This is a genomic window from Streptomyces sp. NPDC024555, from assembly GCF_055559335.1.
The window spans coordinates 56,537-76,116 of record NZ_JBVHKV010000003.1 but is presented as its reverse complement, the minus strand read 5'-3'; the positions used below and the strand labels follow the sequence as shown (position 1 = coordinate 76,116).

Sequence of the window (19,580 nt, the reverse complement as noted above, 5' to 3'; positions counted from 1 at the left end):
GGTCCCGGGGTGTGCGGCGCTCACAGCTCCAGCTCCGTTCCGCGGGTCTCCTTGAGGAAGAAGGTGGCGACGAAGGTCATGACGGCGGTGGCGATGAGATAGCCGGCCGGGGCGAGGTTGTTGCCGGTCATGTTGATGAGCAGCGTGGCGATGAAGGGGGCGGTGCCGCCGAGCGCCATGTTGGTGACGTTGTTGCTCATCGCGATGCCGGTGTAGCGGTAGCGGGCCCGGAAGATCTCGGCGTACGTCGCGAAGGAGACGCCGTTGACGAGTCCGATGAAGAAGGTCAGCGAGGAGTGGGCGAGGATCGCGGCGAGCGGGGCGCCGTCGCGCATCAGCATGAAGGCGGGCAGTCCGATGACGGCGGTGACGCCGCTGCCGACGAAGAACACCGGCCGGCGGCCGTAGCGGTCGCCGATGCGTCCGGCGATCGGGAGGCTGATCACGGCGGAGACCATGGCGATGCAGGTGGAGGTGAACGCGAAGTCCGCGGAGTGGCCGCCCTCCGTCTGGAGGTAGCTGGCGGCGTAGACACCGGCGACGTAGTAGCCGCCGACGATCAGCGCGCCGAGGAAGATGACGAGCACGATCTGCCGCCAGGCGTGGGCGAACACGTCGGCGACCGGGTACTTGGCGACCTCGACGGTGTCGCTGTCCTGGACGGCCTCGAACTGCTCGGTCTCGGGCAGCTGGCTGCGGATGTAGATGCCGATCACGCCGATGACGACGCTGAGCAGGAAGGGGATGCGCCAGGCCCAGTCGCGGACGGTGTCCTCGCTGAGGGTGGAGGTGAGGAGCAGCGCGACGAGGGACGCGAACAGGGAGCCGAGGTAGGTGCCGGTATTCACGAACGAGGTGTGGAAGGCCCGCCGGTCCGCCGGGGCGTGCTCGGAGACGAAGGCGTTGGCGCCGCCGAGTTCACCGCCCGCGGCGAAGCCCTGGAGGCAGCGGCAGAGCACCAGCAGGACGGTGGCCCACAGGCCGAGCGTGGCGTACGAGGGGATCAGGCCGATCGCCGTGGTGGCGACGGCCATGAGCAGGATGGTCCAGGTGAGGGCCTTCTTGCGGCCGTACTTGTCGCCGATGTGGCCGAAGAGGATGCCGCCGGGGGCGCGGAGGAAGAAGGCCACCGCGAAGGCGGCGAAGGTGGAGAGCAGGGCCGTGTTCGGATCGCTGTCGACGAAGAAGTGCGAGGCGATCAGGGTGGCCATGTAGCCGTAGATACCGAAGTCGTAGTACTCGACGACGGTGCCGAGGATCGCCGCCCTGATCACTTTCAGCGTGGATTGGGCGGACGGGGCGGGGGATTCCGCCGGCGGGGTCGCCGCGGCAGCCGTCTCGGTGGCCAGGTTGTCCATGGAAGGGTCCTTCGGGAAGCTCTTCACGGGGGTGCGGGGTGCGGGGGTGCGGTGGAGCGGACGGGGGTCAGGCCTGCCGGCCGGCCCAGACCCAGGCGTAGGCGCCGTCGTCGGTCCGTCGGCCGCCCTCTCCCAGTTCGAGGGGGCGGAAGGTGTCGACCATGACGGCGGTCTCGTCGAAGTACTCGGCGCCGAGCGAGGCCTCCAGCGCCGCCGGCTGCGGGCCGTGGGCGTGCCCGCCGGGGTGCAGGGTGAGCGAGCCGACGCCGATGCCGGAGCCCTTGCGGGCCTCGTAGTCGCCTCCGGCGTAGAACATGACCTCGTCGCTGTCGACGTTGGAGTGGTAGTACGGCACCGGCACGGCGAGCGGGTGGTAGTCCACCTTGCGCGGCACGAAGTTGCAGATGACGAAGTGGTCGCCCTCGAAGACCTGGTGCACCGGCGGGGGCTGGTGGATCTTGCCGGTGAGCGGCATGTAGTCCTCGATGTTGAACGTGTACGGGTAGAGGCAGCCGTCCCAGCCCACGACGTCGAAGGGGTGGGTGTCGTAGCGGAACCGGGTGCCGACGACGCCGTGGGGGCCGCCCCGGTGCTTGACCAGCACCTCGGTGTCGCGTCCCTCGGCGAGGTGGACGGCTTCGGGGCCGTGCAGGTCCCGTTCGCAGTAGGGGGCGTGCTCCAGGAGCTGGCCGTACTTCGAGAGGTAGCGCCGGGGCGGTGCGATGTGGCTGTTGGCCTCGATCGCGTACAGCCGGCTGGGTCCGTCGGTGGTGTCGGGGAGCCAGCGGTGGGTGGTGGCGCGCGGCAGGAGGACGTAGTCGCCCGTGCAGTACGGGAGCACGCCGAAGACGGTCTCCACGGTCCCGGTGCCGGACTCCACGTAGACGCACTCGTCGCCGACGGCGTTGCGGTAGAGCGGTGAGCGTGCCCCGGCGACGACGTAGGAGAGGCGCACGTCGCCGTTGCCGAGCAGGAGCCGCCGGCCGGTCACCGCGTCCGTGCGGGCCGCGGTGTCCGCGTCGAACAGGGCGTGCGGGGTGAGGTGGCGGGGCTTGAGCGGGTGGTTGGCCTCCGTCGCCTGGTCCGGGAGGTCCCAGACCTCGGCGGCGACGATCGCGGAGGGCACGCCCCGGTGGTAGAGGAGCGAGGAGTCGGAGGAGAAGCCCTCCTCCCCCATCAGCTCCTCGTAGTGGAGCGCGCCCGCGTCGTCGCGGAACTGCGTGTGCCGCTTCGGCGGCACGATGCCGACTCGACGGTAGTACGCCATGACTCCTCCGGCGGGTAGACCCAGGACGGGCTGGGGAACGAGGGTGAGCGAACGGCCCTGTGGCGCCCGGCGCCGATACGGAAGGCGCTGCGGCGGTCGGCGGTGGAGAACCAACGTCGCGGTGGCGAACCAACGTCGCGGTGGCGACCGGGGGTTGGCGACCGGAGAAGGTGACCGATTAAAGAACGCCACCTGTTCGCATTTCGATGATCCTCGGCTAGGGTGTGTCGCGTGTCAATACCTCTCGCCTTCCGACATCTCGTGGACGACGCGGCGGTCTTCCCGCCCGGTCTGGCTCCGCTGCCCCGTGCCGTGGCCGAGCACGCCGCCCATCTGGCGTCCGACCACGCCGGGCTGATCGGCCCGTTCGTCGTGGCCTCCACGGCCCTGGAGGAGCTGGCCGCGCTCGCGGAGCCGGCGCTGTTCCCGGACGGGCTGCGGGTGAGCCTCGTGGCCGGGGCGGCGGCCGTTCCCGCCGCGCTGACCGCCCTGGGCGCCACCGGCCGGCTGGTCCTCGCCGCCCTGGAGGTCAGGCCCGGTCCGGACCGGCCCGTCGCCGGGCAGATCGACGAGCTGGCGGCCCTGGACCCGCCCGGGACCGTGTACGTCGAGGTGCCCCGGCCCGGCGATCCGGAGTGGGGTGCGTCGCTCGCCGCAGTCGCCCGGCACGGCTTCCGGCTGAAGTTCCGCACCGGGGGCACCGAGGCCGCCGCCTTCCCCACCGAGGACGAGCTGGCCGCCTGGATCCACGCGGCCGTGGCCGCCGGCACCCCGTTCAAGTGCACCGCCGGACTGCACCACGCCGTCCGCCACACCGCCCCCGCCACCGGCTTCGAGCACCACGGCTACCTCAATGTGCTGCTCGCGACCGCACGGGCCCGCGCCGGGGAAGGGCTGCCCGCCGTCCGGTCCGCCCTCGCCGCACGCGACCCGCAGGCGCTCGCCGCGGCCGTCACCGCACTCCCGGAGGAGGGGGCCGCGGCGGCCCGCACCGCCTTCACCTCGTACGGCTCCTGCAGCGTCCTCGAACCGCTCCAGGACCTGGGCGCGCTGGGACTGCTCGGCTCCTGATCCCCCGCGGCGGGCCGCGCACGCCCCGATCCCGCCTCCGCCCGCACCGCACCACGCCATCCGGACCACCGACACCGAAGGGCCCCACCATGAGCACCCACCCCGTCACCTGGGCCGATGCCGCCGACGGCAGCCCCTACGACGTCGACAACCTGCCGTACGCCGTCTTCTCGACCGAGGACGCCGGACCGCGCCTCGGCGTCCGCATCGGGGACCAGGTCCTGGACCTCGGCCACGCGGCCGCCGCGCTGCGCCCCGAGTGGACGGAGCTGCTCGACGCCCCCGCGCTCAACCCGCTGATGGCCGCCGGACCCGCCACCTGGGCCGCCGTCCGCGCCTGGGCCGTGGAGCTGCTCACCGACACCGCCCACCGGGGCCGCGTCCGGCTCGTCCCGCTGGACGGCGTCACCCTGCACCTGCCGTTCCAGGTCGCGGACTACGTCGACTACTACGCCTCCCTCGACCACGCCGGGAACGTCGGCCGGATCTTCCGCCCCGACGGCGACGCCCTGATGCCGAACTGGCGCCATCTGCCCGTCGCGTACCACGGCCGCGCGGGCTCGATCGTCGTCTCCGGCACCCCGGTGCGCCGCCCCGCCGGCCAGCGCAAGGCCCCCGCCGACCCGGCGCCCACGTACGGCCCCTCGCTGCGTCTGGACATCGAGGCCGAACTGGGCTTCGTCGTGGGGCGCACGCTCCCGCTCGGCGAGCGCGTGCCGACCTCGGAGTTCACCGAGACGGTCTTCGGTGTCACGGGCGTCAACGACTGGTCCTCCCGGGACATCCAGGCCTGGGAGTACGTGCCGCTGGGCCCCAACCTCGGCAAGTCCTTCGCCACCAGCATCAGCGCCTGGGTCACCCCGCTCGCCGCCCTGGAGCACGCCCGCGTCGCACTGCCCGGTCAGAACCCCGAGGTGCTGCCCTACCTCCGCGAGGAGGGCCCCTCGGGCTACGACATCGACGTGGAGGTCGAGGTCAACGGCACGGTCGTGGCCCGTCCGCCGTACCGGTCCATGTACTGGTCGCCCGCGCAGATGCTCGCCCACCTCACGGTCAACGGGGCCTCGCTGCGCGTCGGCGACTTCTACGCCTCCGGTACGATCTCCGGCCCGGAGAAGGATCAGCGCGGCTCCTTCCTCGAACTGTCCTGGGGCGGCACCGAGCCGTGGACCGCCGGGGGCGAGAAGCGCACCTTCCTGGAGGACGGCGACGAGGTGGTCCTGCGCTACTCGGCGCCGGGCGCCCGGGGCCGCATCGGCCTCGGCGAGGTCCGCGGCACGATCCTCCCCACGGCCTAGCGACCCCCGACGACCCCCAGAGAGGTGTCATGACACCCCCGAACGACACCGAGAGCGGCGGCTCGCAGACCCTGGAGCGCGGACTCGCGATCCTGGTCGAACTGAGCCGCCACTCCGAGGGTCTGAACACCAGTCAGGTCGCCGCGGCGACGGGCCTCCACCGCTCCATCGCGCACCGGCTGCTGGTCTCGCTGCACCGCACGGGCTTCGCCTCGCGCGACGACGAGGGCCGCTACGCCGTGGGCCCGGCCGTGTCCGGGATACTCGGCGAGTCCGGCCCCAGCCTGCGCGTCGTCGCGGAGCCCGTGCTCCAGCGCCTGGCCCGCCAGGTCGACGCCACGGCGAGCCTGGTCGAGATCATCGGGACGGCGGCCGTCACCACGGTGGTGGCCGAACCGCCCACCGACGGGCCGCTGTTCTGGTACCGCAAGGGCAGCCGCGACCCGATCGACAGCGGCTCCGGAGGGCTGGCCTGCCTGGCCTCCGGGCCGCCGCGGGCGGGCGAGCCGGAGCGGGTCCAGTCGATCCGCGAGGCCGGCTTCGTCTCCACGCACAGCGAGGTGAACGTCGGGGCGTACGGCATCGCCGCACCGCTCCCGGGCTGGCCGGTCCGCGCCGCGCTCAACGTCGTCACCGCGGACCCGGCCATCGCCGAACTGGCCGTGGTCCACGTCATGGAGGCGGTCGCCTTCCTCGGCACTCCGAGCGACCACCGCTGATCCCGGCCCCGCACGACGGCCGGCCCCCGCGCGTCCCGTGCGCGGGGGCCGGCCGTCGTGGTGTGCTCACGCTCCCCGGACCCGGTCGCCCTCCGGGAGGCGGACGGTGAACGGCGCGCCGGTGCGCCCGCGCAGTTCCTCCGGGTCGGTGCCGGGGGCGAGGCGGACGAGTTCCAGTCCGCGCGGGGTGACGTCGAAGACCGCGAGGTCGGTGATGATGCGCTGGACGACGCCCGCGCCGGTCAGCGGCAGGGTGCACCGCTCCACGATCTTGGGGCTGCCGTCCTTGGCGTTGTGCTCGGTCAGCACGATCACCCGGGGCGTGCCAGCGACCAGGTCCATCGCTCCGCCCATGCCCTTGACGAGCCTGCCGGGGATCGTCCAGTTGGCCAGGTCCCCGTTGGCCGCGACCTGGAGCGCGCCGAGGACGGCGGTCTGCACCTTGCCCGCGCGGATCATCGCGAACGAGGTGGCCGAGTCGAAGACGCTCGCCCCGGGCAGCAGCGTCACGGTCTGCTTGCCGGCGTTGATGAGATCGGCGTCCTCGTCCCCCTCGTACGGGAACGGGCCCGTGCCCAGGATGCCGTTCTCGCTCTGGAGGGTGACCCGCACCCCGGGCGGGAGGTGGTTGGCGACCAGGGTCGGAATGCCGATGCCGAGGTTGACGTACTGGCCGTCCCGCAGCTCCTCGGCGGCCGTCGCCGCCATCTGCTCACGTGTCCACGCCATCTCAGGCCTCCCGGGTCCGTACGGTCAGTTGCTCGATCTCCTTGGCCCGGGGCCGCGCGGCCACCACCCGGTGCACGAAGACGCCGGGCGTGGTCACCGTGTCGGGGTCCAGGAAGCCGTCCTCCAGGACCTCTTCGGCGTCGACGACGGTGACGGTCCCGGCGGTGGCGACCAGCGGATTGAAGTTGCGGGCCGTGAGGCGGTAGGTCAGATTGCCCTCGCGGTCGGCGCGGTGCGCGTGGACGAGCGCGAGATCGGGCACGACGGCCCGTTCCAGCAGATGGGTGCGGCCGTCGAACTCCGCGGTGGGCTTACCCTCGGCGACCGGGGTGCCGACGCCCGTGGGGGTGTAGAAGGCCGGAATGCCCGCCCCGCCCGCCCGCAGCCGCTCGGCGAGCGTGCCCTGCGGCACGAACTCGACGTCGAGCGTGCCGTCCAGGTACTGCGAGGCGAACAGCTTGTTCTCCCCCACGTAGCTGCCCATGACCTTGCGGACCTGGCGCTTCTCCAGCAGCAGCCCGAGGCCCTTGCCGTCGACGCCCATGTTGTTGGAGACGACCGTCAGCCCCTGCACACCGGAGTCGCGGACCGCCTCGATCAGGTCCAGCGGATTGCCGCTCAGACCGAAGCCGCCGACCGCGATGGTCAGATCGTCGCGGAGCAGCCCCTCCAGCGCCGCGGACGCGCTGGTGAACACCTTCGACATGTCCACTCCTTGTTTCCTGTCCATAAAGTGGACGCTCCCCCACACCGTAGAGAGGGCCGCGATTCCCCGGCAATGGCCAGGTGGGGTTTACTGTCCCGGACGGCACAACCGCTCTGATCGTGAGCGTGCGACGCAGAACCGTCCACGATATGGAGGCTTCGATGGAGGGTGCCCAGGCCATCAGCAGGGCGGCGGCGCTGCTGCGGATCGTCAGCGCGGCGGCGGACGGGGTGACCACCGCGCAGGCCGCCCAGCAGGCCGGGGTGGCCCGGACGACGGTGCACCGGATCCTGTCCTCGCTCCAGGACTCCGGTCTCCTCGACCGGGACAACGGCACCGGCCGCTGGCATCTGGGCCCCGAGGTCTTCCTGATGGGGGCGCTGGCCGCGCGCCGCTACGACTTCGTCGACACGGCGCGCCCCGCCGTGCGGGCGCTGGCCGACGAGACCGGCGAGAGCGCGTTCCTGTCGCTGCGCCGGGGCGACGAGAACGTGTGCGTGCTGCGGGAGGAGGGCAGTTTCCCGCTCCGCTCCTTCGTGCTCCAGGAGGGCACGCGCTTCCCGCTGGGCGTCGCGTCGGGCGGTCTGGCGATCCTGTCGTTCCTGGACGACCAGGAGATCGACGCCTATCTCGGCCGTACCGAGCTGACCGGGGCGTGGGGAGCGGCGCACGACGCGGACGGGATCCGCGAGCGGGTCCGGCTGACGCGCACCGCCGGGTACGCGACCAATCCGGCGCTCGTCCTGGAGGGCAGCTGGGGCATGGGCGCCGCCGTCTTCGACCAGCACGGGCGGCCCGCCTGGGCGGTCAGCATCACCGGCGTCGAATCGCGGTTCCGCGACGACCGGCGCCCGGAGCTGGGCCGGCTGCTGCTGCGGACGGCGCACCGGCTCAGCACCCGGGCGGGGCACGGCCGCGCCCCGGCGGCCCGCTGAGCCGGGGCCGTACGGCTCAGTCCTCGCCCTCCAGCTCGCCCTCGGTCTCCAGGAAGGTCTGCCGCAGCGCGGCCAGCACCTCGGGGTCGGGCTCGGCCCACATGCCCCGGGACTCCGCCTCCAGCAGGCGTTCCGCGATGCCGTGCAGGGCCCAGGGGTTGGCCTCCTGGAAGAAGGCGCGGTTGACCGGGTCGAGGACGTAGGTCTCGGTGAGCTTGTCGTACATCCAGTCGGCGACCACGCCGGTCGTGGCGTCGTAGCCGAAGAGGTAGTCGACGGTCGCGGCGAGTTCGAAGGCGCCCTTGTAGCCGTGGCGGCGCATCGCCTCGATCCACTTGGGGTTGACGACCCGGGCGCGGAAGACCCGGGAGGTCTCCTCGGTGAGGGTGCGGGTGCGGACGGTCTCGGGGCGGGTGGAGTCGCCGATGTACGCCTCGGGGGCGCTGCCCCGGAGGGCGCGGACGGCGGCGACCATGCCCCCGTGGTACTGGAAGTAGTCGTCGGAGTCCGCGATGTCGTGCTCGCGGGTGTCGGTGTTCTTGGCGGCGACGGCGATCCGCCGGTACGCGGTCTCCATCTCCTCGCGGGCCGGGCGGCCGTCCAGGTCGCGGCCGTAGGCGTAGCCGCCCCAGGTCGTGTAGACCTCGGCGAGGTCGGCGTCGGTGCGCCAGTCGCGGGAGTCGATGAGCTGGAGGAGTCCGGCGCCGTAGGTTCCGGGGCGGGAGCCGAAGATCCGGGTGGTGGCGCGGCGTTCGTCGCCGTGCGCGGCGAGGTCGGCGCGGGTGTGGGCGCGTACGTGGTTGAGGGCGTCGGGTTCGTCCAGGGAGGCGGCGAGGCGGACCGCGTCGTCGAGGAGGCCGACGGTGTGCGGGAAGGCGTCGCGGAAGAAGCCGCTGATGCGCAGGGTGACGTCGATGCGGGGGCGGCCCAGTTCCTCGGCGGGGACCGGCTCCAGGCCGGTGACGCGGCGTGAGGCGTCGTCCCAGACGGGGCGGATGCCGAGCAGCGCGAAGGCCTCGGCGACGTCGTCCCCGGCGGTGCGCATCGCGCTCGTCCCCCACAGGGAGAGTCCGACGGATTCGGGCCAGTCGCCGTTGTCGGCGCGGTAGCGCTCCAGGAGCGAGTCGGCCAGGGCCTGTCCGGTCTCCCAGGCGAGCCGGGAGGGAACGGCCTTGGGGTCGACGGAGTAGAAGTTGCGGCCGGTGGGCAGCACGTTGACCAGTCCGCGCAGCGGGGAGCCGGAGGGTCCGGCGGGGACGAAGCCGCCGTTCAGGGCGTGGACGCAGTGGTCGAGTTCGGCGGTGGTGCCGGCCAGGCGCGGGACGACCTCGGAGGCGGCGAAGGAGAGGATGTCGGCGACGGCCTGCGGGTGTCCGGCGGCCACGGTCGCGACGGCGGACCCGTCCCAGCCGGCGTCCTCCATCGCCTGGACCAGGGCGCGGGCCCGCTCCTCGACGGCGTCGGCGTCGGCGCGGACGGCGGCGGACTCGTCCAGGCCCAGGGCCTCGCGCAGTCCGGGCAGGGAGGCGGTGCCGCCCCAGATCTGGCGGGCGCGCAGGATCGCGAGGACGAGGTTGACCCGGGCCGGGCCGGTGGGGGCGCCGCCCAGGACGTGCAGTCCGTCGCGGATCTGCACGTCCTTGATCTCGCAGAGCCAGCCGTCGAGATGCATGATGAAGTCGTCGAAGCCCTCGTCCTCCGGGCGGTCCTCCAGGCCCAGATCGTGGTCGAGCTTCGCGGCCTGGATGAGGGTCCAGATCCGGGCGCGGATCGCGGGGAGCTTCGCCGGGTCCATGGCGGCGATCTGGGCGTGCTCGTCCAGGAGTTGTTCGAGGCGGGCGATGTCGCCGTAGCTGTCGGCGCGGGCCATCGGCGGCACGAGGTGGTCCACGAGCGTGGCGTGCGCCCGGCGCTTGGCCTGGGTGCCCTCGCCGGGGTCGTTGACGAGGAACGGGTAGACGAGCGGCAGATCGCCGAGCGCGGCGTCGGGGCCGCAGGCGGCGGAGAGTCCGGCGTTCTTGCCGGGCAGCCATTCCAGGTTGCCGTGCTTGCCGAGGTGGATCATGGCGTCGGCGCCGAAGCCGCCGTCGTCGGCGCGGGCGGCGATCCAGCGGTAGGCGGCCAGATAGTGGTGCGAGGGCGGCAGATCGGGGTCGTGGTAGATCGCGATCGGGTTCTCGCCGAAGCCGCGCGGCGGCTGGATGAGGATGAGGAGATTGCCCCGGCGCAGGGCGGCGAGGACGATGTCGCCCTCGGGGTTGCGGGAGCGGTCGACGAACATCTCGCCGGGCGGCGGGCCCCAGTGGCGTTCGACTCCCTCGCGGAGTGCGGCCGGGAGCGTGGCGTACCAGCGGCGGTAGTCGGCGGCCGGAATACGGACCGGGTTGCGGGCCAGTTGTTCGTCGGTGAGCCACTCCTGGTCGTGGCCGCCGGCCTCGATGAGGGCGCGGATCAGTGCGTCGCCGTCGCCGGAGACGAGCCCCGGGACCTCCTCGTCCCCGAAGTCGTAGCCCTCGGCGGCCAGGCGGCGCAGCAGGGCGATCGCGCTGGCGGGGGTGTCGAGCCCGACGGCGTTGCCGATCCGGGAGTGCTTGGTGGGGTACGCGGAGAGGACCAGCGCCAGGCGCTTGCCGGCGTTGGGGATGCGGCGCAGCGTCGCGTGGCGTACGGCGATCCCGGCGACGCGGGCGGCCCGTTCGGGGTCGGGGACGTAGGCGGGGAGGCCGTCCTCGTCGATCTCCTTGAAGGAGAACGGGACGGTGATGAGGCGGCCGTCGAATTCGGGTACGGCGATCTGGCTCGCGGCGTCGAGCGGGGAGACGCCCTCGTCGTTGTCCTCCCAGTCGGTGCGGGAGCTGGTGAGGCAGAGCGCCTGGAGGATCGGCACGTCGAGTGCGGTGAGCGCGCCGGCGTCCCAGGACTCGTCGTCGCCGCCGGCCGAGGCCTCGGCGGGCCGGGTGCCGCCCGCCGCGAGGACCGTGGTGACGATCGCGTCGGCGGCGCGCAGGGCCTCGATCAGTTCGGCCTCGGGGGCGCGCAGCGAGGCGACGTACAGCGGCAGGGCGCGGGCCCCGGCGTCCTCGACGGCCCCGCACAGGGCTTCCACGAAGGCGGTGTTGCCGCTCATGTGGTGGGCCCGGTAGTAGAGCACCGCGACGGTGGGGGCGTCGGGGGCCGTGGCGCGGGGGGTGCGTTCCAGCGGGCCCCAGGAGGGTGCGGGGGCGGGAGGTTCGAAGCCGTGGCCGGTGAGCAGGACGGTGTCGGACAGGAAGCGGGCGAGCTGTTCGAGGTTGGCGGGGCCGCCGTGGGCGAGGTAGGCGTGGGCCTCGGCGGCGATGCCGACGGGGACCGTGGAGGCGGCCATCAGCTGGGCGTCGGGGGCCTGTTCTCCGGTGAGGACGACGACGGGGAGGCCGGTGGCGCGGACCTGGTCGAGCCCGTCCTGCCAGGCGCGGACCCCGCCGAGCAGCCGTACGACGACCAGTTCGGCGCCGTCGAGGAGGCCGGGCAGGTCCTGGAGCGGGAGCCGGGAGGGGTTGGCGTGGCGGTAGGCGACCGGCCCGTCGGACGCGCGGGCGCTGAGCAGGTCGGTGTCGGACGTCGACAGGAGCAGGATCATGCGGCGTCAGGCCTTCCTCGGGGTGTCCACGCCCCGGGCGGTGTCGAGTTTCCCCCTGGCCCGGCCGGAGCCGGGTGCGGGGAAAGGGAGTTCCTGACTCACCCGGTCCGGGGACCGGGCTCACAGTGGCGGGACCGCGCCGGATTCGCACCGGGCTTCCTCCCCTGTCGCCGTCTGTGGCGACGACGGACCGGTGGGTCCGTCAGGGGGCATAGTAGCGACTGCGGGCGGCGCCGGGTCTGATGAGATGGTCGGTATGCTCGCCGCCATGCCCCCCTCTCCCACCTTTTCCGCGCTGCCCGGCGATGCCTCCGACGGGTCCGGCGGCGAGCGCCCCGAACCGCCAGCCGGTGTGCGTTCGCGCAGGTCAGAGGCTGGTGACCGGTGTCCGGGAGCGCTGCGGCTGCACGCGGCCGACGATGGTGCGCTGGCCCGGATCCGGGTTCCGGGCGGGGTGCTGGACGCGGACGGCACGGAGGTTCTGGCCGAGGTGGCGCGGCGGCTCGGCGACGGTGACGTGCATCTCACTTCGCGGGGCAATGTGCAGATTCGGGGCCTGGGCGAGGAGTGCGGCGGCGAACTGTCCGCCCTGCTGCGCGCGTCGGGTCTGCTGCCTTCGGAACGCCATGAGCGGGTCCGCAACGTGGTGGCCTCGCCGCTGTCCGGGCTGGACGGTCGCGGGGTCCGGGCCGTCCGGCCGTGGCTGGTCGCGCTGGACGCGCTGGTGTGCGCGAGCGAGGCGGCGACCCGGCTCTCCGGGCGGTTCCTGTTCGCGCTCGACGACGGCCGGGGCGACATGGACGCGCTCGGCGCGGATGTGACGCTGCGGGCGCTGGACGGCGGGGACGCGGCCCTGCGCGTCGGGCCCGTCCGGGAGGCGCTGCGCGTCCCGGACGCCGGCGCTCCCCGGGCCGCGCTGGCCGCCGCCGAGGCGTTCCTGGACGCGGCGCGCCCCACCAGTGCCTGGCGGGTGGCGGACCTGGCGGACGGGGCGCGGCCCGTGCTCGACGAGCTGGCGCGACGACTCCGGAGGGACGGCGTCCCCTTCACCCCGATCGCGTTGCCCGCGCCGGGGATTGACGCCACGTCAGGATCACCGCCGCCGGGTCTCGTGCCGGGGCCGGACGGGTCGGCCTCCCTGTCCGTCGGGGTGCCGTTCGGACGGCTCCGGGGCGCGCAGTGGCGGCTGCTGGCGGACCTGGCCCGGGAGCACGGATCCGGCGGACTGCGGCTCACCCCGTGGCGCGGGGTGATCGTGCCCGATGTCGCGGCCGGACGGGCGGACGCGGCGCTGGAGGCCCTGGACGCGGCCGGTCTGGTGACCGGTCCCGGCTCCCCCTGGACGGGGGTCGGGGCCTGTGCCGGACGGCCGGGCTGCGCGAAATCGCGCGCGGACGTGCGGGCCGAGGCGGCCGCCGCGCTGGGGGCCGTGGGTCCGCTGCCGGTGTACTGGTCGGGGTGCGAGCGCCGGTGCGGCCGTCCGCGCGGCACCTGGGTCGACGTCCTCGCCCTGGGCGACGGACACCGCGTCACCCGGGTCCGCGACGGGGTGCCCGGGGCCCCGGCCGACGTGCCGGACGATCCGTCGGCCCTCGCGGCGGCGATCGCGGCGGCCCGCGCCGCCGACGGCCGGCCCCCGACCCCCGCCCCGTGAACTTCCCCATCCCTTCCACGCCCGATGAAGAGAGCGACACCACTGTGCACCAGTACGAGAAGGACGGACCGGCCATCTATCGCCAGTCCTTCGCCACCATCCGGGCGGAGGCGGACCTCGCGGGCCTGTCACCGGAGGTGAGCCAGGTCGCGGTCCGGATGATCCACGCCTGCGGCATGGTCGACCTGGTCCGTGATCTGGCGTTCAGCCCGGACGTCGTGGTCCGGGCCCGTGCGGCGCTGCGCGCCGGGGCGCCGATCCTGTGCGACGTGGCCATGGTCGCCAGCGGGGTGACCCGCAAGCGGCTGCCCGCGGACAACGAGGTGGTCTGCACCCTGTCGGACCCGGCCGTGCCCGGACTCGCGGCCGGACTCGGCACCACACGCAGCGCGGCCGCCCTGGAGCTGTGGCGGGACCGGCTGGACGGCGCGGTCGTGGCCGTCGGCAACGCGCCCACCGCCCTGTTCCGGCTCCTCGAAATGATCGAGGAGGGGGCTCCGCGCCCCGCCGCCGTCATCGGGGTGCCGGTCGGTTTCGTCGGCGCCGCCGAGTCCAAGGACGCCCTGGCCGCGCACCCGTCCGGCCTCGACCATCTGATCGTGCGCGGGCGGCGCGGGGGCAGCGCCATCGCGGCCGCCGCGCTCAACGCGATCGCCAGCGAGGAAGAGTAAGCGTGAGTGAGCAGAAGACCGGCCGGCTGTACGGAGTCGGGCTGGGGCCGGGCGATCCGTCCCTGATGACGCTGCGCGCGGTGGAGGTCGTCGCCGGGGCCGACGTGGTGGCGTACCACAGCGCCCGGCACGGCCGTTCCATCGCACGGTCCATCGTGGCGGGGCATCTGCGGGCCGACCACATCGAGGAGGCGCTGGTCTACCCGGTCACCACCGAGACCACCGACCACCCGGGCGGCTACCGGGGCGCGCTGGAGGACTTCTACACCGAGGCGGCGGCGCGGCTGGCGGCCCATCTCGACGCGGGGCGGACCGTGGCCGTGCTGGCCGAGGGCGACCCGATGTTCTACGGCTCGTACATGCATATGCACAAGCGGCTCGCCGACCGGTATCCCACCGAGGTGATCCCCGGCGTGACCTCGGTCAGCGCGGCGGCGGCCCGGCTCGGGACCCCGCTCGCGGAGGGCGAGGAGGTGCTGACGATCCTGCCCGGCACCCTTCCGGAGGAGGAGCTGACGGCGCGTCTGGCCGGGACCGACGCGGCCGTGGTGATGAAGCTCGGCCGCACCTTCCCCACCGTGCGGCGTGCGTTCGAGGCGTCGGGGCGGCTGCCCGAGGCCCGCTACGTCGAGCGGGCCACGATGGCCGGGGAGCGGCTGGGCGAACTGGCGGAGACCGACGCCGCGTCCGTGCCGTACTTCGCGGTGGCGGTCCTGCCCAGCCGGGTCGGCGCGCCGCGTCCGGAGCGCGTCCCCGGCGGCGGCGAGGTCGTCGTCGTGGGGACGGGTCCGGCGGGACCGCTCTGGCTGACGCCGGAGACCCGGGGCGCCCTGGCCGCCGCCGACGACGTGGTCGGCTACACCACGTATCTGGACCGGGTGCCGGTGCGTCCGGGGCAGGCTCGGCACGGCTCGGACAACAAGGTCGAGTCGGAGCGGGCGGAGTTCGCCCTCGACCTCGCGCGGCGCGGGCGGCGGGTGGCCGTGGTCTCGGGCGGTGACCCGGGGGTCTTCGCCATGGCGACGGCCGTCCTGGAGGTGGCCGCGCGCCAGGAGTACGCGGCGGTGCCGGTGCGGGTGCTGCCGGGGGTGACCGCGGCCAACGCGGCGGCCGCGCGGGCGGGGGCGCCGCTCGGCCACGACTACGCCGTGCTGTCCCTGTCGGACCGGCTCAAGCCGTGGGAGGTCATCGCGGAGCGGCTGCGGGCGGCGGCCTCGGCGGATCTGGTGCTCGCCCTGTACAACCCCGGTTCCCGCAGCCGGACCTGGCAGGTCGGGAAGGCGCGCGATCTGCTGCTGGAGCACCGCTCCCCGGACACGCCGGTGGTCGTGGCCCAGGACGTGGGCGGTCCGGCCGAGTCCGTCCGTACGGTCCGGCTGGCCGCGCTCGATCCGGCCGAGGTCGACATGCGCACCCTGCTGATCGTCGGCTCCTCGCAGACCCGTTGGGAACAGGGGCCGGGCGGCCGGCAGATCGTGTGGACGCCGCGCCGCTACCCGGAGGTCTGACCGCCGATTCCGTGCCCGCGCAGCCAGGCGAGGGCCCCTTCGGGGGTGCCGGTCACCGCGACCCCCTCGGGGGGCGGGGGCCGGCGCACCACGACGACGGGGATCCCGGCCTCGCGGGCGGCCTCCAGCTTGGGCGCGGTGGCGGCGCCGCCGCTGTCCTTGGTGACGAGGACGTCGACGCGGTGGCGGCGGATCAGCTCCCGTTCCCCGTCCAGGGTGAACGGGCCCCGCTCCAGCAGGGTCTCCATCCGGGCGGGGTACGGGGGCTCCGGGGGGTCGACGGACCGGACGAGGAACCACAGCGCGTCCAGTCCGGCGAACGCGGCCAGGCCCATGCGGCCGGTGGTGAGGAAGACCCGGCGGCCGAGCGCGGGCAGCGCCCCGGCGGCCTCGGCGAGGGAGCCGACCGGGTGCCAGTCGTCGCCGTCCACGGGCACCCAGCCGGGTCTGCGCAGCATCAGCAGGGGAACATGGGCGGCGGTGGCGGCGAGGGCCGCGTTCCGGCTGATGGTCCCGGCGAACGGATGGGTGGCGTCGATGAGCACGTCCACCCGGTGGTCGCGCAGCCAGGCCGCGAGTCCGTCGACGCCGCCGAACCCGCCGACGCGGACCTCCCCCGGCGGAAGCCGGGGGCCGGCGACGCGTCCGGCGAGCGAGCTGGTCACGGTGGTCGCGGCGGGGCGGGCGGCGGCCAGCAGTTCGGCGAGCCTGCGGGCCTCCGTCGTACCGCCGAGGATCAGAACGTGCATCGATTCCCTCCGGGGAACGCCCTACAGGACCCAGCGGCACGGGTCTCCCCAGTGACACGAGTGGTGTGAGTGATATGAGCGAGGCGAAGGGCGGGCGGGGTGCCCAGCTCGCGCACACCGGTCTGCGGCCCGGCTGGACGACCGGTGCCTGTGCGACGGCGGCGGCGACCGCCGCGTACACGGCCCTGCTGAGCGGCGAGTTCCCCGATCCGGTGACGATCACGCTGCCCCGGGGGCAGACTCCGGCCTTCGCCCTGGCGGTCGAGGAGCTGGCCGGGGAGCGGGCGACGGCGGGGGTGGTGAAGGACGCGGGCGACGATCCGGACGTCACACACGGCGCGCTGGTCCGGGTCACCGTGCGGGCGCTGCCGGCGGGGGCGGGCGTGGTGTTCCGGGCGGGGCCGGGCGTGGGCACGGTGACGCTGCCCGGACTCCCCCTGGACGTGGGGGAACCGGCCGTCAATCCGGTGCCCCGGCAGATGATCCGCGACCACGTCGCCCGGGTCGCGGCGGCGCACGGCGGCTCCGGGGACGTGGAGGTGACCGTCTCCGTGGACCACGGCGAGGAGCTCGCCCGCTCCACCTGGAACCCCCGGCTGGGCATCCTGGGCGGTCTGTCGATCCTCGGCACGACCGGGATCGTGGTGCCCTACTCCTGCTCTGCGTGGATCGACTCGATCCGGCGCGGGGTGGACGTGGCGCGGGCGGCCGGTCTGCGCCATGTGGCGGGCTGCACCGGCTCCACCTCGGAGCGGACCGCCGTCGCCGAGTACGGGCTGCCGGAGCTGGCCCTGCTGGACATGGGGGACTTCGCGGGCGCGGTCCTCAAGTACGTGCGCCGCCACCCGGTCGAACGGCTCACGATCTGCGGCGGGTTCGCCAAGCTGTCCAAGCTCGCGGCCGGTCATCTCGACCTCCACTCGGGCCGCTCCCAGGTCGACAAGGAGTTCCTCGCCCGGCTGGCCCGGCGGGGCGGTGCGGACGAGGAGCTGGCGGCCGAGGTGGCCTCGGCCAACACCGGTCTCGCGGCGCTGAAGACGTGCCGGGCGCGCGGGGTCCCGCTGGGCGATCTGGTGGCGGTCGAGGCGCGCGAGCAGGCGCTGTCGGTGCTGCGGGGCGCGCCGGTCGCCGTGGACGTCGTCTGCATCGACCGGGCGGGCGCGGTCGTGGGGCGCAGCGGGGTGCGCTGACCGGTCCGGGGCGGCCGTGGGGTCAGCAGGTGTGCCGTTCACGGGCGGGCGAGTAGAGGTGGCTGTCGTGGAACTGCTCGGCGCCCAGGGTGCGGCCGGCCATGATGACGGCGGTACGGACGACTCCGGCGGCCTTCACCTGGGCGGCGATGGAGTCCAGGGTGCCGCGCAGGACGATCTCGTCGGGGCGGGAGGCCAGGGCGACGACGGCGGCCGGGCAGTCGGCGCCGTAGTGCGGCAGCAGTTCCTCGACGACGCTGTCGATGTGTCCGGCGGCCAGGTGCAGCACGATCAGGGCGCGGCTGCGGCCCAGGGTCGCCAGGTCCTCGCCCTCGGGCATCGCGGTGGCCCGCCGCGCGATCCGGGTGAGGATGACGGTCTGGCCGACGGTGGGCACGGTCAGTTCCCGCTTGAGGGCGGCCGCGGCGGCGGCGAAGGCCGGCACTCCGGGGACGATTTCGTACGGGATGCCCGCCTCGTCCAGGCGGCGCATCTGCTCGTTGACCGCGCTGAAGACCGAGGGGTCGCCGGAGTGCAGCCGGGCGACGTCGTGGCCGGCCCGGTGCGCGGCGGTCAGTTCGGCGGTGATCTGCTCGATGTCGAGTCCGGCGGTGTCCACCAGCCGTGCGCCGTCGGGGCATTCGGCGAGGAGTTCGCGGGGCACCAGGCTGCCGGCGTACAGGCAGACCCGGCAGGAGGCGAGGGTGCGGGCGCCGCGCACGGTGATGAGGTCGGCGGCACCGGGGCCCGCGCCGATGAAGTACACGGTCATCTGTCGTCTCCTGGACGGGGAACGGGGGCGGAGGGGGTGCGTACGGACCACTGGGTGACGGGCATCGCCTGGCGCCAGCCGGTGAAGCCGCCGACGGGGACGGCGTGGGCGACGGCGAGACGGACGAGTTCGCCGCCGTGCCGGCGGTGGCGTTGGGCGAGGACCGCCTCGGACTCCAGCGTGACGGTGTTGGCGACGAGCCGTCCGCCGGGCGGCAGCGCCTCCCAGCAGGCGTCCAGGAGTCCGGGCGCGGTGAGCCCGCCGCCGATGAACACGGCGTCGGGGGCGGGCAGTCCGGCCAGGGCGGCGGGCGCCGGGCCGGTGACGACGCGCAGGGCGGGGACGCCGAGGCGCTCGGCGTTCTCCGTGATGCGGCGGGCCCGCTCGGGATCGCGTTCGACGGTGATCGCCCGGCAGGAGGGGTGGGTGCGCATCCACTCGACGGCGATGGAGCCGGAGCCGCCGCCGATGTCCCAGAGGAGTTCGCCGGGGGCGGGGGCGAGGACCGCGAGCGTGGCGGCCCGGACGTGGCGCTTGGTCAGCTGGCCGTCGTGCGCGTACGCCTCGTCGGGCAGACCGGGGACGGCGCCGAGGCGCAGGGCGTCGGGGGCGCGGCGGCAGTCCACGGCGACGATGTTGAGCGGGTCGCCCGGCGGGTGCTCCCAGCTGTCGGCGGTGCCCTCCGTACGGGACTCGTCCTCGCCGCCGAGCTGTTCCAGGACCCGGATCCGGCTCGGTCCGAAGCCCCGGTCTCGCAGCAGGGCGGCGACGGTGGCGGGGGTGGTGGCGTCGGCGCTCAGGACCAGGATCCGGCGGCCGTCGTGCAGGGCGGCGGCGAGCCGGGCCGGGGGGCGGCCGACCAGGGTGACGGTCTCGGTGTCCTCCAGCGGCCAGCCGAGGCGGGCGCAGGCGTAGGAGACGGACGAGGGGTGCGGCAGGACGCGCAGCGCCGCCGCGCCCAGGACCTCGGTGAGGGCGCGGCCGATGCCGTAGAACAGGGGGTCGCCGCTGGCGAGGACGGCGACGCGCCGGCCGGCGTGGCCGGCGAGCAGTCCGGGCAGGGCGGGGCGCAGCGGCGAGGGCCAGGGCACCCGGCGTCCCTCGCAGGCGGCCGGCAGCAGGTCCAACTGGCGTGCGCCGCCGATCAGTACCTCCGCGTCCGTCAGCTCCGCGCGGGCGGTCCCGGTCAGTCCGGCCCAGCCGTCGGCGCCGATGCCGACCACGCTCACGGTGTGCGGGGCGGGCGCGGCGGGGCGGGGGGTCACGGACGGTACCTCGGTTCTCGGGGGCTGGGCCCACCTGGCGTCCTTGACGCTCCGGTGGCCGACACATCC

General features: G+C 74.2%; 16 protein-coding genes and 1 riboswitch. Of the genes, 8 read left to right on the top strand and 8 right to left on the bottom strand.

The features are described from left to right. Positions 1 to 20: 20 nt before the first annotated feature. On the bottom strand, positions 21 to 1,358 hold the full coding sequence (locus ACZ4FH_RS05760) for an MFS transporter (protein WP_467302557.1): 1,338 nt from the start codon (positions 1,356 to 1,358) through the stop codon (positions 21 to 23). Positions 1,359 to 1,425: 67 nt separating this feature from the next. After that, positions 1,426 to 2,625: a homogentisate 1,2-dioxygenase gene (locus ACZ4FH_RS05755; RefSeq protein WP_467302556.1), complete on the bottom strand. Its 1,200-nt coding sequence runs from the start codon at positions 2,623 to 2,625 to the stop codon at positions 1,426 to 1,428. A 231-nt stretch (positions 2,626 to 2,856) separates the two neighbouring features. Between ACZ4FH_RS05755 and ACZ4FH_RS05750 the strand changes: the two genes are divergently transcribed. From ACZ4FH_RS05750 to ACZ4FH_RS05740, 3 genes are all read left to right on the top strand, one after another. Further along, entirely contained in the window at positions 2,857 to 3,696 is an 840-nt protein-coding gene (locus tag ACZ4FH_RS05750) for a hypothetical protein (RefSeq protein WP_467302555.1), read from the top strand. 89 nt (positions 3,697 to 3,785) lie between these two features. After that, positions 3,786 to 4,994 carry a fumarylacetoacetase gene (fahA, locus tag ACZ4FH_RS05745; protein ID WP_467302554.1) on the top strand — a complete coding sequence of 403 codons (1,209 nt, stop codon included), beginning with the start codon at positions 3,786 to 3,788 and terminating at the stop codon, positions 4,992 to 4,994. 29 nt (positions 4,995 to 5,023) lie between these two features. After that, complete coding sequence (locus tag ACZ4FH_RS05740; RefSeq protein WP_467302552.1) at positions 5,024 to 5,713, top strand: IclR family transcriptional regulator; 690 nt, start codon at positions 5,024 to 5,026, stop codon at positions 5,711 to 5,713. A 66-nt stretch (positions 5,714 to 5,779) separates the two neighbouring features. On the opposite strand, the gene ACZ4FH_RS05735 is transcribed toward ACZ4FH_RS05740, so the two are convergent. Together ACZ4FH_RS05735 and ACZ4FH_RS05730 are read right to left on the bottom strand one after the other, a co-directional pair. After that, a complete protein-coding gene (locus ACZ4FH_RS05735) occupies positions 5,780 to 6,442 on the bottom strand; it encodes a CoA transferase subunit B (protein ID WP_467302551.1) in 663 nt (220 codons plus the stop codon). Position 6,443: 1 nt separating this feature from the next. Next, positions 6,444 to 7,148: a CoA transferase subunit A gene (locus ACZ4FH_RS05730; protein WP_467302550.1), complete on the bottom strand. Its 705-nt coding sequence runs from the start codon at positions 7,146 to 7,148 to the stop codon at positions 6,444 to 6,446. Between the two features lie 161 nt (positions 7,149 to 7,309). Between ACZ4FH_RS05730 and ACZ4FH_RS05725 the strand changes: the two genes are divergently transcribed. Then, positions 7,310 to 8,083 carry an IclR family transcriptional regulator gene (locus ACZ4FH_RS05725; protein ID WP_467302549.1) on the top strand — a complete coding sequence of 258 codons (774 nt, stop codon included), beginning with the start codon at positions 7,310 to 7,312 and terminating at the stop codon, positions 8,081 to 8,083. A 16-nt stretch (positions 8,084 to 8,099) separates the two neighbouring features. Here the strand turns inward: ACZ4FH_RS05725 and cobN are convergent, their stop codons facing one another. Then, positions 8,100 to 11,702, bottom strand: a complete 3,603-nt coding sequence (gene cobN, locus ACZ4FH_RS05720; RefSeq protein WP_467302548.1) for a cobaltochelatase subunit CobN — start codon at positions 11,700 to 11,702, stop codon at positions 8,100 to 8,102. 87 nt (positions 11,703 to 11,789) lie between these two features. Continuing rightward, positions 11,790 to 11,888, bottom strand: a riboswitch (cobalamin riboswitch). Between the two features lie 70 nt (positions 11,889 to 11,958). Here cobN and cobG point away from each other — a divergent pair. From cobG to ACZ4FH_RS05705, 3 genes are read left to right on the top strand one after another with little or no spacing between them, the layout of a single operon-like run. Continuing rightward, positions 11,959 to 13,356 carry a precorrin-3B synthase gene (gene cobG, locus ACZ4FH_RS05715; RefSeq protein ID WP_467302546.1) on the top strand — a complete coding sequence of 466 codons (1,398 nt, stop codon included), beginning with the start codon at positions 11,959 to 11,961 and terminating at the stop codon, positions 13,354 to 13,356. A 44-nt stretch (positions 13,357 to 13,400) separates the two neighbouring features. Continuing rightward, positions 13,401 to 14,027, top strand: a complete 627-nt coding sequence (locus ACZ4FH_RS05710; protein WP_467303073.1) for a precorrin-8X methylmutase — start codon at positions 13,401 to 13,403, stop codon at positions 14,025 to 14,027. 2 nt (positions 14,028 to 14,029) lie between these two features. After that, positions 14,030 to 15,535 (top strand): precorrin-2 C(20)-methyltransferase, encoded by a 1,506-nt coding sequence (locus ACZ4FH_RS05705; RefSeq protein ID WP_467302545.1) that lies wholly within the window; start codon positions 14,030 to 14,032, stop codon positions 15,533 to 15,535. Here the strand turns inward: ACZ4FH_RS05705 and ACZ4FH_RS05700 are convergent. Beyond that, positions 15,520 to 16,284 (bottom strand): cobalt-precorrin-6A reductase, encoded by a 765-nt coding sequence (locus ACZ4FH_RS05700; RefSeq protein WP_467302544.1) that lies wholly within the window; start codon positions 16,282 to 16,284, stop codon positions 15,520 to 15,522. The genes ACZ4FH_RS05705 and ACZ4FH_RS05700 overlap by 16 nt on opposite strands. A 74-nt stretch (positions 16,285 to 16,358) precedes the next feature. On the opposite strand from ACZ4FH_RS05700, the gene ACZ4FH_RS05695 reads away from it, so the two are divergent. Further along, positions 16,359 to 17,474 (top strand): cobalt-precorrin-5B (C(1))-methyltransferase, encoded by a 1,116-nt coding sequence (locus ACZ4FH_RS05695; protein ID WP_467302543.1) that lies wholly within the window; start codon positions 16,359 to 16,361, stop codon positions 17,472 to 17,474. A 22-nt stretch (positions 17,475 to 17,496) separates the two neighbouring features. On the opposite strand, the gene cobM is transcribed toward ACZ4FH_RS05695, so the two are convergent. Together cobM and cbiE are read right to left on the bottom strand one after the other, a co-directional pair. Continuing rightward, positions 17,497 to 18,246 carry a precorrin-4 C(11)-methyltransferase gene (gene cobM / locus ACZ4FH_RS05690; protein WP_467302542.1) on the bottom strand — a complete coding sequence of 250 codons (750 nt, stop codon included), beginning with the start codon at positions 18,244 to 18,246 and terminating at the stop codon, positions 17,497 to 17,499. Further along, a complete protein-coding gene (gene cbiE, locus ACZ4FH_RS05685) occupies positions 18,243 to 19,511 on the bottom strand; it encodes a precorrin-6y C5,15-methyltransferase (decarboxylating) subunit CbiE (protein ID WP_467302540.1) in 1,269 nt (422 codons plus the stop codon). Before cbiE ends, cobM begins: the two co-directional genes overlap by 4 nt. Positions 19,512 to 19,580: the final 69 nt, after the last annotated feature.